Source organism: Xanthomonas arboricola (assembly GCF_003353015.1).
GTDB classification, from domain to species: domain Bacteria; phylum Pseudomonadota; class Gammaproteobacteria; order Xanthomonadales; family Xanthomonadaceae; genus Xanthomonas; species Xanthomonas arboricola_E.
On the sequence record NZ_QREM01000009.1, the window covers coordinates 1,390,468 to 1,404,085 of the forward strand.

The 13,618-nt window shown below is 66.7% G+C and carries 10 protein-coding genes; 5 read left to right on the plus strand and 5 right to left on the minus strand.

Going from position 1 to position 13,618, the window contains the following annotated elements:
* Positions 1–408: 408 nt before the first annotated feature.
* The 3 genes from leuB to leuC form a co-directional block, all read right to left on the minus strand.
* Positions 409–1,482, minus strand: coding sequence for a 3-isopropylmalate dehydrogenase (gene leuB, locus C0541_RS16510; RefSeq protein WP_115049958.1), 1,074 nt, complete (start codon positions 1,480–1,482; stop codon positions 409–411).
* Between the two features lie 75 nt (positions 1,483–1,557).
* Complete coding sequence (gene leuD, locus C0541_RS16515) at positions 1,558–2,205, minus strand: 3-isopropylmalate dehydratase small subunit (protein WP_115049960.1); 648 nt, start codon at positions 2,203–2,205, stop codon at positions 1,558–1,560.
* Positions 2,206–2,270: 65 nt separating this feature from the next.
* Complete coding sequence (leuC, locus tag C0541_RS16520; RefSeq protein ID WP_115049962.1) at positions 2,271–3,719, minus strand: 3-isopropylmalate dehydratase large subunit; 1,449 nt, start codon at positions 3,717–3,719, stop codon at positions 2,271–2,273.
* 120 nt (positions 3,720–3,839) lie between these two features.
* On the opposite strand from leuC, the gene C0541_RS16525 reads away from it, so the two are divergent.
* Positions 3,840–4,724, plus strand: coding sequence for a LysR family transcriptional regulator (locus tag C0541_RS16525; protein ID WP_115049964.1), 885 nt, complete (start codon positions 3,840–3,842; stop codon positions 4,722–4,724).
* A 36-nt stretch (positions 4,725–4,760) separates the two neighbouring features.
* Here C0541_RS16525 and C0541_RS16530 read toward each other — a convergent pair whose 3' ends face one another.
* Positions 4,761–7,763 (minus strand): ligand-binding sensor domain-containing diguanylate cyclase, encoded by a 3,003-nt coding sequence (locus tag C0541_RS16530; RefSeq protein WP_115049967.1) that lies wholly within the window; start codon positions 7,761–7,763, stop codon positions 4,761–4,763.
* A 275-nt stretch (positions 7,764–8,038) separates the two neighbouring features.
* Here C0541_RS16530 and C0541_RS16535 point away from each other — a divergent pair, with 275 nt between their 5' ends.
* The 3 genes from C0541_RS16535 to C0541_RS16545 all read left to right on the plus strand — a co-directional run bounded on the left by C0541_RS16535 (position 8,039) and on the right by C0541_RS16545 (position 10,886).
* Positions 8,039–8,692, plus strand: coding sequence for a TetR/AcrR family transcriptional regulator (locus tag C0541_RS16535; RefSeq protein WP_115049969.1), 654 nt, complete (start codon positions 8,039–8,041; stop codon positions 8,690–8,692).
* A 128-nt stretch (positions 8,693–8,820) separates the two neighbouring features.
* Entirely contained in the window at positions 8,821–9,477 is a 657-nt protein-coding gene (locus tag C0541_RS16540) for a protein-L-isoaspartate O-methyltransferase family protein (protein WP_115049971.1), read from the plus strand.
* A gap of 26 nt (positions 9,478–9,503) precedes the next feature.
* Entirely contained in the window at positions 9,504–10,886 is a 1,383-nt protein-coding gene (locus C0541_RS16545; RefSeq protein ID WP_115049973.1) for a TolC family outer membrane protein, read from the plus strand.
* Positions 10,887–11,150: 264 nt separating this feature from the next.
* Here C0541_RS16545 and waaA read toward each other — a convergent pair whose 3' ends face one another.
* The gene (waaA, locus tag C0541_RS16555) at positions 11,151–12,467 is read right to left on the minus strand and encodes a lipid IV(A) 3-deoxy-D-manno-octulosonic acid transferase (RefSeq protein ID WP_115049976.1); all 1,317 of its coding nucleotides are present in this window, start codon (positions 12,465–12,467) and stop codon (positions 11,151–11,153) included.
* 76 nt (positions 12,468–12,543) lie between these two features.
* Here waaA and C0541_RS16560 point away from each other — a divergent pair, with 76 nt between their 5' ends.
* On the plus strand, positions 12,544–13,464 hold the full coding sequence (locus C0541_RS16560; protein WP_115049978.1) for an LpxL/LpxP family Kdo(2)-lipid IV(A) lauroyl/palmitoleoyl acyltransferase: 921 nt from the start codon (positions 12,544–12,546) through the stop codon (positions 13,462–13,464).
* Positions 13,465–13,618: the final 154 nt, after the last annotated feature.

Here is a 13,618-nt window from a genome sequence, read left to right on the forward strand (position 1 = left end):
AGTCGACGCGCTGCCGGCATACGACGGCAGGCCCAATGCCTACACGCCCACACCATCGCACACCGCAGCGACTGGGTGACCGTGCCGAACGAATTTTTGTGTCGATTGCGATGTCTGGAGATAACAGTCTCTCGTGGAGACCACGCCGGAGGCTACCGGCCGGGACGACTGCGACACTCCAGCACTATCTGCCCGGACACGCTGCACGTCCGTCCAGGCAGGCCACATAAGCGGCCATGCCAACATGCGCTCAGACACCGCCGGTGGTTATCGACGGCAGGTAGATAAACGGGGAGTTTGGCTGGCTGATCATGCTCGGGAAGCATTCAACCAGCCAAACAAAGTGGCCAGCGTCCAGCACCATGACAGCCCCACTGGAGCCGCATGACTCAAGGAGGCAAGCGCTTTTCACAGCGCGGCCACCACCGCATCACCCATTGCCACCGTGCCCACCTTGGTGGTGCCTTCGGACCAGATGTCGGCCGTGCGCAATCCCTGGTCGAGCACCTTGCCGACCGCCTGCTCGATCGCATCTGCTGCAGCAGCCTGCGCGAAGGTGTAGCGCAGCATCATGGCCACCGACAGGATGGTGGCCAGCGGATTGGCGATGCCCTTGCCGGCGATATCCGGCGCCGAGCCATGACACGGCTCGTACATGCCCTTGCTGTTGGCATCCAGCGAAGCCGAAGGCAGCATGCCGATCGAGCCGGTGAGCATCGACGCCTGGTCGGACAGGATGTCGCCGAACATGTTGTCGGTCACGATCACATCGAACTGCTTGGGCGCACGCACCAGCTGCATCGCCGCGTTGTCCACGTACATGTGCGACAGCGCGATGTCCGGATAGTCCTTGGCCACTTCTTCGACGACGGCACGCCATAGCTGGCTCGATGCCAGTACGTTGGCCTTGTCGACCGAGCACAGCTTCTTGCCGCGCAGGCGTGCCATCTCGAAGCCGGCCTTGGCGATGCGGCGGATCTCGCTTTCGCTGTAGGGCAGCGTGTCGTAGGCCTGGCGCTCGCCGTTATCCAGCGTGCGCGTGCCCCGCGGCTGACCGAAATAAATGCCGCCGGTGAGCTCGCGCAGGATCAACAGATCCAGCCCGGACACCACCTCCGGCTTGAGCGTGGAGGCCTCGGCCAGCTGCGGATACAGCAGCGCCGGGCGCAGATTGGCGAACAATCCGAGCTGCGAGCGGATCTTGAGCAGGCCGCGCTCCGGGCGCAGCGCCGGATCGATGCTGTCCCATTGCGGGCCACCCACCGCGCCCAGCAGCACCGCATCGGCGGCGCGTGCGCGCTCCAGCGTTTCGTCGGCCAGCGGGCTGCCGTACTTGTCGTAGGCCGCGCCGCCCAGTTCGTCGTACACCAGGCCGAAGCCCAGTCCGTGCTGCGCATCGATGCGCGTCAGCACCTTGACCGCTTCGGCCATGATCTCCGGGCCAATGCCGTCGCCGGGAAGAATCAGAATCTGCTTGCTCATGCAATCCTCGTCAGTGAAATCAACACAGCGCAGCACGTCCTGACGCAACCGGGGCGTTGGTACGTGCCGGCGGAATTACTGCAGCGCGCCGAACAGCCACGGTTGACGCGCGCGATGCCCTTGCTCGAAGCGGCCGATCGCATCGGCGTCCTGCAGGGTCAGGCCGATATCGTCCAGCCCGTTGAGCAGGCAGTGCTTGCGGAACGCATCGATCTCGAAGCCGTATTCCACGCCATCGGGGCGGCGCACGCGCTGTGCGGCCAGATCCACGGTGAGTCGGTAGCCCTCGGTGGCCAGGCATTGCGCGAACAAAGCGTCCACTTCCGCTTCGGCCAGCACGATCGGCAGCAGGCCGTTCTTGAAACTGTTGTTGAAGAAGATGTCGGCAAAGCTGGGCGCGATCACCGCACGGAAGCCGTATTCGTCCAGCGCCCACGGCGCGTGCTCGCGCGAGGAACCGCAACCGAAGTTCTCGCGCGCCAGCAGCACGCTGGCGCCCTGATAGCGCGGGAAATTGAGCACGAACTCCGGGTTGAGCGGGCGCTGGCTGTTGTCGCGGCCGGGCTCGCCGATATCCAGATACCGCCATTCGTCGAACAGGTTCGGCCCGAAGCCGGTGCGCTTGATCGACTTGAGGAATTGCTTGGGAATGATCTGGTCGGTATCGACATTGGCGCGATCCAGCGGCGCCACCAGTCCGGTGTGTTGGGTGAAAGGGGTCATTGGGAGGCCGGGATTGGGGATTGGGGATTGGGGATTCGAAAAGGCTGGGGATGGCGGAGCGCTTTTTACGAATCCCGAATCCCTATTCCCGAATCTCCAAGGTCACGCACATCGACAAAATGCCCGCTGACCGCCGCCGCTGCGGCCATTGCCGGGCTGACCAGATGGGTGCGGCCGCCGGCGCCCTGGCGGCCTTCGAAGTTGCGGTTGGAGGTGGAGGCGCAATGCTCGCCGCTGCCCAGCTTGTCCGGATTCATGGCCAGGCACATCGAGCACCCCGGCTCGCGCCATTCGAACCCGGCCTCCAGGAACACCTTGTCCAGGCCTTCGGCTTCGGCCTGCGCCTTGACCAGGCCCGAGCCCGGCACCACCAGCGCCTGCTTGATGGTGGAAGCCACCTTGCGGCCCCTGGCCACCGCGGCGGCCGCGCGCAGGTCCTCGATGCGCGAGTTGGTGCACGAGCCGATGAACACGCGATCCAGGCGGATCTCGGTGATCGGCTGGTTTGCCCGCAGGCCCATGTACTTCAGCGCGCGCTCGATCGAGTCGCGCCGGGTCGGGTCCTGTTCGGTGGCCGGGTCCGGCACCTGCTGGTCCACCGCCAGCACCATTTCCGGCGAGGTGCCCCAGCTGACCTGCGGCTTGATGTCTTCGGCACGCAGCTCCACCACGGTGTCGAAGTGCGCGTCCGCATCGGAGACCAGCGTGCGCCACAGTGCAACGGCAGCCTCCCAGTCGGCCCCCCTGGGCGCGAACGGGCGGCCCTGCACGTAGGCAATGGTCTTTTCGTCCACCGCCACCATGCCCACGCGCGCACCGGCTTCGATGGACATGTTGCAGATGGTCATGCGCCCTTCCATCGACAGGTCGCGGATCGCGCTGCCGGCAAATTCCAGCGCATGGCCGTTGCCACCGGCGGTGCCGATCCTGCCGATCACCGCCAGCACGATGTCCTTGGCGGTCACCCCGAACGGCAGCGTGCCTTCCACCCGCACCTGCATGTTCTTCATCTTCTTGGCGATCAGGCATTGCGTGGCCAGCACATGCTCGACCTCGGAGGTGCCGATGCCGTGCGCCAGCGCGCCGAACGCGCCATGCGTGGAGGTGTGCGAATCGCCGCAGACCACGGTCATGCCCGGCAAGGTGGCGCCCTGCTCCGGGCCGACCACATGCACGATGCCCTGGCGCGCATCGTTCATCTTGAACTCGAGGATGCCGAAGTCGTCGCAGTTCTCGTCCAGGGTCTGCACCTGCAGGCGCGAGACTTCGTCGGAGATCGACTCCAGCCCGCCCTGGCGCTCGGCCCGCGTGGTTGGCACGTTGTGATCGGGCGTGGCGATGTTGGCATCGATGCGCCACGGCTTGCGCCCGGCCAGGCGCAGGCCTTCGAACGCCTGCGGCGAGGTCACTTCATGCAGGATGTGGCGGTCGATGTAGATCAGCGACGAACCATCGTCGCGGCGCGTGACCTCGTGCAGGTCCCACAGCTTGTCGTACAGCGTCTTGGCAGTCATTGCGGCGATCCGGTTGGCGGATGGTGGGAGTGCCCACCTGGCTGCATTCGATGCTAGGAGCTTGCCTTCGATAACGCAAATTCATATTGTTTATTCAACAAATGAAATTTGGGAATGGCAATGGACCTGGCAAGCCTCAGCGCCTTCGTGGCGATTGCCGAAAGCGGCAGCTTCTCGGCCGCCGGCGAGACCCTGCACCTGACCCAGCCGGCGGTGAGCAAACGCATCGCCCTGCTGGAAGGGCAGCTGTCGGCGCGATTGTTCGACCGCCTGGGCCGCCAGGTAGTGCTGACCGAGGCCGGCCAGGCCTTGCTGCCGCGCGCGCAACGCATCCTGGCCGAGCTGCAGGACACCCGCCGCGTGCTGGAGCATCTTGGCGCAGCGGTCGGCGGGCGGCTGAGCCTGGCCACCAGCCATCATGTCGGCCTGCATCGCCTGCCCGCCCTGCTGCGCCGCTTCGCTGCGGAGCATCCTCACGCAGCGCTGGACATCCAGTTCCTGGATTCGGAGCTGGCCTATGCCGCGGTGCTGCGCGGCGAGGTGGAGCTGGCGGTCACCACGCTGGCACCGGACACGCGTGCGCCGCTGCGCGCGCAACCGATCTGGCATGACCGCCTGCAGTTCGTGGTGGCGCCCGATCACCCGCTGGCGGCATTGCGCGCGGTGTCGCTGGAAGATGTGGTGGCGCATCCGGCGGTGCTGCCGGACCCGGGCACGTTCACCCATCGCATCGTCGCCGGCCTGTTTGCCGAACGCGCCCTGGTGCCGAGCCTGCGCATGACCACCAACTATCTGGAGACGATCAAGATGCTGGTGTCGGTCGGCCTTGCGTGGAGCGTCTTGCCGGAACGCATGATCGATCACCAGATCGTGGCGCTACCCTTGCCCGATGTGGCGCTGTCGCGCGAGCTGGGCTGCGTGACCCATGGCGGGCGCACCTTGTCGCGCGCCGCGCAGGCCTTTGTCGCCTTGTTGAATGCCCAGGCGGACCACGTGCAGGAGTGAGCGCGGCAGCGCCACGCACCCGGCAACGCGACAGGCTTACCGGTCCACCAGGCGGTCGCGCCCCAGCCGCTTGGCCTGGTACAGGCGGCGGTCTGCCAGTGCCAGCAATTCGCGGCGGCTCGGTGCTTCATCGCTCATCGCCATGCCCATGCTGGCGGTGCAGCGCACCGTCGCTCCCTGCGCCTCGATGCCGATTGCCGCCAGCCGCCGACGCATGCGCTCGAACAGCGCGCGCGCCTGTGCAACGTCCACGCCCACTGCCGCCAGCAGAAACTCTTCGCCGCCATGGCGCGCGGCGAAGCACTGCGCCTGATCCTGCTCGCTGAACGCTTCGCCGATCGCGCGCAGCACCGCATCGCCGACCTCATGGCCGTACTCGTCGTTGATGCGCTTGAAGTGGTCGATATCCATCAGCACCAACGCCAGCGGGGGGCCTCCGGCGCGCGCATCATCGAACCAGTGCTGCAGGACACGCTCGGCCTCGCGCCGATTGGGCAAGGCGGTCAGCACGTCGTGGCTGGCGCGGTATTCGAGCTGGCGCATCAGGGCTTCGCGCTCCTGGCTGGCCTGCTGCAGCGCGAGGTTCTTGTCGCTCAGCTCGCGGGTGCGCGCGTCGATCACCGTGTTGAGCTGGCGCTGACGACGGCGATAGCTGGCGGTACGCCACAGATAAAACCCGTAGATCAGGCCGCACAGCCCGACGATGCCCAGGGCGATCACTTCGCCACGCCGCCACCACGGCGGCGCCAGTGCGATCAGCAGGCTGGATTCGCCCAACAACGCGGTCTGCCGCCAGTCCACCGGCAGCGACATCGCCTGGACGCGGAAACGGAAACGGCCCGGCGGCAGATTGGTGTAGACCGCCTCGCTGGCGCTGTCGGCGTCCACCCAGTCCGGGTCGAAGCCTTCCAGCCGGTAGCGGTAGCGCACCTTGTCCGGGCCACGAAAATTCAATCCGGCATAGCCGATGGCGATGCGCCGGGTCTCGGCACCGAAGCGATGCGGGCCATTGAGCGGCTGCACCATGCCGTCGACCAGCAGCCGCTCGAACACGATCGGCACGCGATGGCCTTGCAAGGTGCCCACGCGTGCCGGGTCGATCACGCCCAGGCCGGCGGCGGTGGGAAACAGCAACTGCCCGGACCGGGTCATCCAGCCGGCCGGTGCGCTGCTGCCGTTGCCCTGATTGCCGGGCATGCCGTCGCTGCGATCCACCACTTCCACACTCAACTGCTCGCGCGTGCCGGCATCGATCTGGTCGAAGTTGCTGCGCGCGATGCGGAACACGCCATGGTTGCTCGACAACCAGAAGTAACCGCGGCCGTCGTCGATCACCCGGAACACCTTGTCGCGCGGCAGCCCGACCCGGTGGTCGTAGACGCGGAAGGTCTCTCCACTCAGGCGCAGCAGGCCGCGGTCGCTGGCGATCCACAGATCCCCCTTGGCATCGCGCAGGAAATCGAAGGCGTTCTGCCCGGGAAAATCCTGCTCGCCCAGCCATGCGCGCGTGCTGCCGTTTGCCGACAGCGCGGTCATGCCGCGATCGGTGCCGATCCACACGTTGCCCTGCGTATCGCGATACAGCACCTGCACCGAGCCATCGGGGACGCCATCGGCGGCGGTGTAGCGGCGTGCCTTGCCATTGCGCCAACGTACCAGCCCGGCAGTGGTGCCGATCCACAGCGTTTCCCCGTCGGGCAACACCGCGCGCACCGACAGCGACGGCAGGCCCTCGGCCGCGCCGATGCGCGCCAGCACGCGACCTTGCGCGTCCAGGCGCACCACGCCCTGGCTGTACGTGCCGGCCCAGACCCCGCCATCGCCGGCATCGGCCAGGGCCAGCACCGATTGCTCCAGCACGCGTCCGCCCTGCTTCGGCACCACCGACACCCGGCTGATCCGATTGTTGCGCCAGCGGTCCAGGCCCACTGCGCTGCCCACCCACACGGTGCCGTCGCCGGTCTGCAACACGGTGCGCACGTAGTCCGAAGCCAGGCCGTCCTCGTGGGTGACGCCGTGCGCGGCGCCTTCGGCAATGCGGAACAGGCCGTGCGTGCTGCCGACCCAGATCAGGCCCTCGGCGTCTTCCAGCAGCGCCGGGCTGGCGACGCCTGAAATGGCGATCTGTTCGTCCGGCGCGTCCGCACCGCCGTGCACCACCAGCGTGCCCGACGGCAGGCTCATCCACAGATGCCCACGCCGATCCAGCAGCAGGGCATCCACCCGCTGGCCCTGCCGGAACCGCTGCAGGCCGCCGCCGCGGCTCCACCACCACACGCCGTCGTCACCGGCGACCAGCAGGCCGTCCTGACGATCGCTGGCCAGCCGTCGCACCGGTGCGGCGCGCATGCCATGCGCCTTGCCCCAGGCCTCGGCGGCAGCCCCATCGGGGGGCAGACGATAGAGCCCGACTTCGGTACCCACCCACAGAGCGCCGTCGGTATCGGCCGCCAGCGCGGTGATGCGCGCGCGCGGCAGGCCGGCCTGGCGACCGACGTCCACCATCCGCCCGTCCGGCTCGATGCGGTACAGCGTCTGCGGCGTGCCTACCCACAACGCGCCATCGGCGCGTCGCAGCAACGCGCTGACCGCCAGATGCCGCGCCGACGCACCGCCCAGCTGCTGCCAGTTGCCGTCCTGGTAGTGGTAGACCCCGTCGAATGCGGTGCCGAACAGCATCCCGCCGGTGCTGTCGCGGACCACCACGAATACGCCCCCCAGCTCGACGCCCGGTGTGTTCTGACGGTCATACACGGTGAAGTCGCGGCCGTTGAAACGCGCCACGCCTTCCCAGGTGCCCAGCCAGATCAGGCCATCGGCCCCCTGCGCCACCGCATGCACCAGGTTGTGCGGCAGGCCGTCGTCCATGCTCCAGCGCGTGACGGTGTGATACGCGGTATGGGTCGGCAGCTGGGCGCCGGCCGGCCACGCGCCGAACAGCACGCAGGCCAGCACGACCCACCGCCACAGCAGCCCGGTCCGCCGCACGCATGTGCTGCGGACGCAGCCCGTATGCGTATGCGCCCCGACCCTGTCCACGCTCCCGTCCCTCGTTGTGTTGGCAAAAGGTGCCGCCGGCTTTGCGCCGACGCACCGTTAGTCAATCTATCACCGGGGCTTTTTCAACGCGCTAGGTGGATTCCCCACACGGATGAGACACACCATGACACCGGTAGGCATTCAGGTGAAACAATTACCCGCCATAACCAAGCTGGTGCGCAACCAACGCGTGGACGTAACCGTTTCTGAGTGCTTCAAGGCCTTTGGCAGGCGGCGAGTATAAATATAGAACCGGATGGTCTAGTATTGGCGACATGTCCAGCTCGCCCCCCCTCAAGTCCAAGGCCAGGAGCAACGGCCCCGGACGACCCAAGGATCTTGGGAAACGTGCCGCCATTCTTGGCGCCGCCCGCACCATGTTCATGGAGCAGGGATATGCCGGTGTCAGCATGGATGGCATCGCTGCCCAGGCGGGCGTGTCCAAACTCACCGTGTACAGCCATTTTGGCGACAAGGAGAGCCTGTTTTCCGAGGCGATCCGTGCACAATGCCAGCACATGATGCCGGACGACCTGTTCGATCACGCTCCCGAGGGGGCGCTGCGCGACCAGCTGATCGAAATCGCCGACGCCTTCTTCGCCATGGTCAGCACCGAATCGGCCATCGCCACCCACCGCATGATGATGGCGCCCGGCACGGGCGACGTGCATGTGCGCGAGATGTTCTGGGATGCCGGCCCCAAGCGAACCCAGCAGGCGCTGGCCGATTTCCTGTCCGCGCGCGTGACCGACGGCCAGTTGATGATCGACGATGTGGCACGTGCTGCCTCGCAATTCTTCTGCCTGCTCAAGGGTGAGCTGTATGCGCTGATGATGTGCGGCCTGCACGGCCAGCCCACCCGCGCGCAGGTGGACGAGCACCTGCAGGCCAGCGTGGATTTCTTTTTGAGGGCGTATGCGCCGCGCTGACCGTGCCCGGCCTTTGGTGGCGATGACTTCCGGCACTGCGTCGTTTGCCGGTGCGCAGCGATGCTAGATGCGCCAGTTGCCCCGTGCACCGGTAAAATGCCTGCCCCACCGCGTTGGATGACTGCACCATGACGATCGATTTCTCCCAGGCCCGCGAAAAGATGGTCGAACAGCAGATCCGGCCATGGGACGTGCTGGACCTGCGCGTGCTCGAGGTGCTGGCGCGCCTGCCGCGCGAGGCCTTCGTGCCCGAGGCCTACAAGACCCTGGCCTATGTCGATGTGGAAATCCCGCTGTCGGCCGGCCACAAGATGATGAAGCCGGTGGTGGAGGGCCGCATGCTGCAGGCGCTGGACCTGCAGCCGGGCGAAGACGTGCTGGAAATCGGCACCGGCAGCGGGTTTTCCACCGCCTGCCTGGCTGCGCTGGCGCGCGAAGTGCTGAGCCTGGAGATCGATCCGGCCCAGGCCGCCACCGCACGCGCCAATCTGGATGGCAGCGGGTTGGGCAGCAACGTGCGTATCGAAACCGCCGATGTGTTCGGCTGGCAGAGCGAGCGCCGCTTCGATGCCATCTGCGTGACCGGCGCGGTCGAGTCGCTGCCGACGCAGTGGCTGCAGTGGCTGCGCCCGAACGGGCGTTTGTTCGTGGTTCGCGGTCACGCGCCGGTGATGGAAGCCGTCCTGGTCCGTGGCGACGTCAACGCTCCGCGCATCGAATCGTTGTTCGAAACCGACCTCGCCTATCTCCAGGGCGCCGCACCGACGCCCCGATTCCAATTCTGATTCTGATTCCCAAGGAAGCTTCCCCGATGATCCGCCGATCCCTCGTCCTGGCGCTGGCCGCCGCCCTGTCTCCGATGGCCGCGAACGCCACCGATCTGCTGCAGGTCTACGAAATGGCCCGCAACGGCGATCCGCAGCTGGCAGTGGCCGAGTCCACCCGGCTGGTCAATCGGGAGGGTCAGGTGCAGGCGCGTGCGGCCTTGTTGCCGCAGTTGGACGGCACTGCCGGGTTCACGCAAGCGCATCGTGAACTCGAGGGCTTGCCTGGTCGGTCCACCACCAAGCAGCGTCAGTATGCAATCCAGGGCAGCCAGACCATCTTCAACTGGTCGCAGTTCGCCACCCTGCGCGCGCAGCGCGAAGTGGCCAAGGCAGCCGACTTCACATTGGAATCGGCCAACAACGACCTGATCACCCGCACCTCGGCGGCGTATTTCCAGGTCCTGGTCGGCATCGAATCGCTGGCGGCGGCAGAGACCAACGAAGCGGCCGCCAAGAAGCAGTTCGACTACGCCGACAAGCGCCTGGAAGTGGGCCTGGCCCCGATCACCGACGTGCACGAAGCGCGCGCCCAGTACGACCAGGCGCGTGCCGACACGATCAACGCGCGCAACACCTTGAAGGATTACTACCAGGCCTTGACCGAACTCACCGGCCAGCCGGTCACGTCCTTGCGCGCACTTCCCGAAGATTTCCGCCCGGAAGTCCCGGCGGCGTACAGCAATGTCGATCAGTTGGTGGCCACTGCCATCGCCGACAACCCGGCGCTGAAGTCGCAGCAGTTGCAGGTCAGCGCTGCCGAGGCACAGGTCGATGCTGCGCGTGCAGGTCATTACCCGACCCTCAATCTGTCCGGTAGCGTGGGGCGAACCAACAGCTGGGGCGGTGGTGGCCCGGTGGATGAAGCCGCGGGCAACTTCACAACCAACAATCGCGATATCGACACCGATTCGATCGGCATCACGCTGTCGATTCCGATCTTTGCCGGCGGCGCCACCCAGTCGGCCGTGCGCCAGGCGTTGTCACGCCGCGATATCCAGCAGGACACCTACGAGCAGCAGAAGCGCGCGCTGGACCGCAATACGCGCAATGCCTACCAGACCGTGGTTGCCGGCATCAGCGAAGTGGAAGCGCGTCGCCTGGCCGTGGTCTCCGCGCAGGCCGCATATGACGCCTCGCAGGTCGGCCTGGAAGTCGGCACGCGCACCGTGCTGGACGTGGTGCAGAACCAGCGCACCCTGTTCCAGGCGCAGCTGAACTACGCACAGTCGCGCTACACCTTCCTGCAGAACCGCCTGCTGCTGGGCCAGGCGATCGGCAAGCTCGACATCACCGACCTGCAGGACGTGAACCGCCTGCTGTCGCAGGATGCCGAGTCCAAGCTGCAGGGCAGTGGCTCGCTGCAGTAACGCAAGCCGCAGGTAACTGAAAAGGCGGGCGCAGGCCCGCCTTTTTCGTGGGTGATGCCATCGCATGCAAGCCGATCATCCACGCGTTGGCAGCGAGCCCTTGCCCGCCCACCATCGCGGGACAGGCCGTGAATCCGTGCCTGAAGGCGCTTATGCGGCATCCGTGCTGCATCAGGTCCGGCGACGGTGGGCAAAGACCACCAAGCTGGTCGGCATGCATGTTTCAGTGGCGCTGCACACTGCGACGCAACAGCAATGAGATGCTCAGGACGCCACGCCCTCGCTCACCACCGGCGGCAGGTCCGGCGCGATCTGCACCAGCGTCCTCGCCACTGCGCCCTTGCCGTTGGCGACCAGTGCCAGCCCTGCCGCGGCCATTGCTTCACGCTGGGCAGGGTCGCCGAGCAGGCGCGCGAGATCGTGATACACGCTGTCTGCGTCCTCGCAGATGGCCACCGCGTCGGCCTCGCGCATGCGCCGCGAAATCTCCGAGAAGTTATGCAGATGCGGGCCGGTGACGGCCGGCGTGCCGACTGCCGCCGGCTCGAGCAGGTTGTGCCCGCCGATCGGCTGCAGACTGCCGCCGACGAAGGCGACCTGTGCGCAGGCATAGAAACTCATCAGTTCGCCCAGGGTATCGATGACGAACACCTTGTCGCGCGCCTGCGGCCATTGCTGGCTCTTGCGCGTGGACACCGCCCAGCCACGCTCGCGCGCCACGGCCTCGACCTTGGGAAAGCGCTCGGGGTGGCGCGGCGCCCATAACATCAGCAGATCCGGAAACTGCAGCAACAGGCGCGCATGGATGTCGGCCACGGCCGCCTCCTCGCCTTCGTGCGTGCTGGCGGCAATCCACACCGGCCGCGAGGCCGGCACGTGCGTGCGGAACTGCGCGACCAGGGCCTGCAGCTGCGCAGGCGCGGCGATATCGAACTTGAGATTGCCCAGCGCGATCACCTGGTCGGGCCGCGCACCCAGCGTGACGAAGCGTTCGGCATCGTCGTGCGACTGCGCCGCCACGCAGGTGACGCTGCGCAGCGCGCGGCTGATCAACGGTGCCAGCAGGCGATAGCCACGCAGCGAGCGCGCCGACAGCCGCGCATTGAGGATGTACACCGGAATCCTGCGGTCGCGGCAGCCGAACAGCATGTTCGGCCACAGCTCGGTTTCCAGGATCAACGCCAGGCGCGGGCGGAAATGCTCCAGGAAGCGGCCGACGCTGCCCGGCACGTCATAGGGCAGATACACGTGGTCCACTGCATCGCCCCAGACCGCGCGCACACGCTCGGAGCCGGTGGGGGTGATGGTGGTGATGACCCAACGGATATCCGGGCGCTGCGCACGCAAGGCGTTGACCAGCGGCGCGGCGGCATTGACCTCGCCCACCGACACCGCATGCACCCACACGCGCGGGCGACCGCAGGCATGCGTGTAGGAGGCGTAGCGCTCGTTCCAGCGGTTGAAGTATTCGCGCACGCGAAACCCACGCCACACCAGGTGGTACACCGTCACCGGCAGCAACAGGTACAACAGCGCCGAGTACAGTCCGCGCAACAGCCATTCGATCGGGTCTTTCCGCATCGGTGCAGGATACGGGAGCGTTGCAGCGTGCGCATGTGCGCGCCGCCCCGCACACGCGATCCCTTAGAATTGGCGCATGTCCGAGTCCGCCAACGTCGCTGTCCGCCCTTCCCTGCGCAATCCCAGGCACTGGCCGATGTACCTGGCCCTTGCCGTCATGGTGATCGCCGGACGCCTGCCCTGGATGCTGCAGCGTGCGCTCGGGCGCGGCGTGGGCTGGATCGCGATGCGCCTGGCGGGCACGCGCCGGCGCGCTGCCGAGGTCAATCTCAAACTGTGTTTTCCCGAGCAGGACGATGCCTGGCGGGCGCGACTGTTGCGCGACAGTTTCGATGCGCTGGGCGTGGGCCTGTTCGAATTCGCGCGTGCCTGGTGGGGCAGCATCGATGCGATCCGTCCGGGCGTGCAGGTCGAGGGGCTGGAGCACCTGCAGCGCCTGCAGGAACAAAAGCGCGGTGTATTGCTGGTGTCCGGCCACTTCATGACGCTGGAAATGTGCGGGCGGCTGCTGTGCGACCACGTGCCGCTGGCCGGCATGTACCGCAGGCATCGCAACCCGGTGTTCGAGTGGGCGGTCAAGCGCGGGCGGCTGCGCTATGCCACGCACATGTTCGCCAACGAGGATCTGCGCGCCACCATCAAGCACCTCAAGCGCGGCGGTTTCCTGTGGTACGCGCCGGACCAGGACATGCGCGGCAAGGACACCGTGTTCGTGCCGTTCTTCGGGCATCCGGCGTCCACCATCACCGCCACCCACCAGTTGGCGCGGTTGACCGGCTGCGCAGTGGTGCCGTATTTCCATCGGCGCGAGGGTGGCCGCTACCTCCTCAAGATCGCACCGCCGCTGGCCGACATCCCCTCCGACGATGTGATCGCCGATACCACGCAGGTCAATGCGGCGATCGAGGACATGGTGCGCGAGGCGCCGGACCAGTACCTGTGGATCCACCGCCGCTTCAAGCGCCAGCCGGGTGGGCGCAGCGATTTTTACCGGTGATGCCGCCGCAGCGCAGCCGCATCACGCCTGCGTTCGCAGCCTCCTGCCTTGTTGTGCATCTCCCAGCAGCGGAATGGGTCGCGGCGGCTTTCCGCATGCATGCGCACAGCGCGCCTGCAACCGCAGTGGACGGGTGATCTAAGCCTGCCGCGCC

Coding starts and splice junctions, on each gene's coding strand:
- leuD (WP_115049960.1), bottom strand. CDS start 2,205: ATGACCCCTTTCACCCAACACACCGGACTGGTGGCGCCGCTGGATCGC.
- C0541_RS16535 (WP_115049969.1), top strand. CDS start 8,039: ATGTCCAGCTCGCCCCCCCTCAAGTCCAAGGCCAGGAGCAACGGCCCC.
- leuB (WP_115049958.1), bottom strand. CDS start 1,482: ATGAGCAAGCAGATTCTGATTCTTCCCGGCGACGGCATTGGCCCGGAG.
- waaA (WP_115049976.1), bottom strand. CDS start 12,467: ATGCGGAAAGACCCGATCGAATGGCTGTTGCGCGGACTGTACTCGGCG.
- C0541_RS16560 (WP_115049978.1), top strand. CDS start 12,544: ATGTCCGAGTCCGCCAACGTCGCTGTCCGCCCTTCCCTGCGCAATCCC.
- leuC (WP_115049962.1), bottom strand. CDS start 3,719: ATGACTGCCAAGACGCTGTACGACAAGCTGTGGGACCTGCACGAGGTC.
- C0541_RS16540 (WP_115049971.1), top strand. CDS start 8,821: ATGACGATCGATTTCTCCCAGGCCCGCGAAAAGATGGTCGAACAGCAG.
- C0541_RS16545 (WP_115049973.1), top strand. CDS start 9,504: ATGATCCGCCGATCCCTCGTCCTGGCGCTGGCCGCCGCCCTGTCTCCG.
- C0541_RS16525 (WP_115049964.1), top strand. CDS start 3,840: ATGGACCTGGCAAGCCTCAGCGCCTTCGTGGCGATTGCCGAAAGCGGC.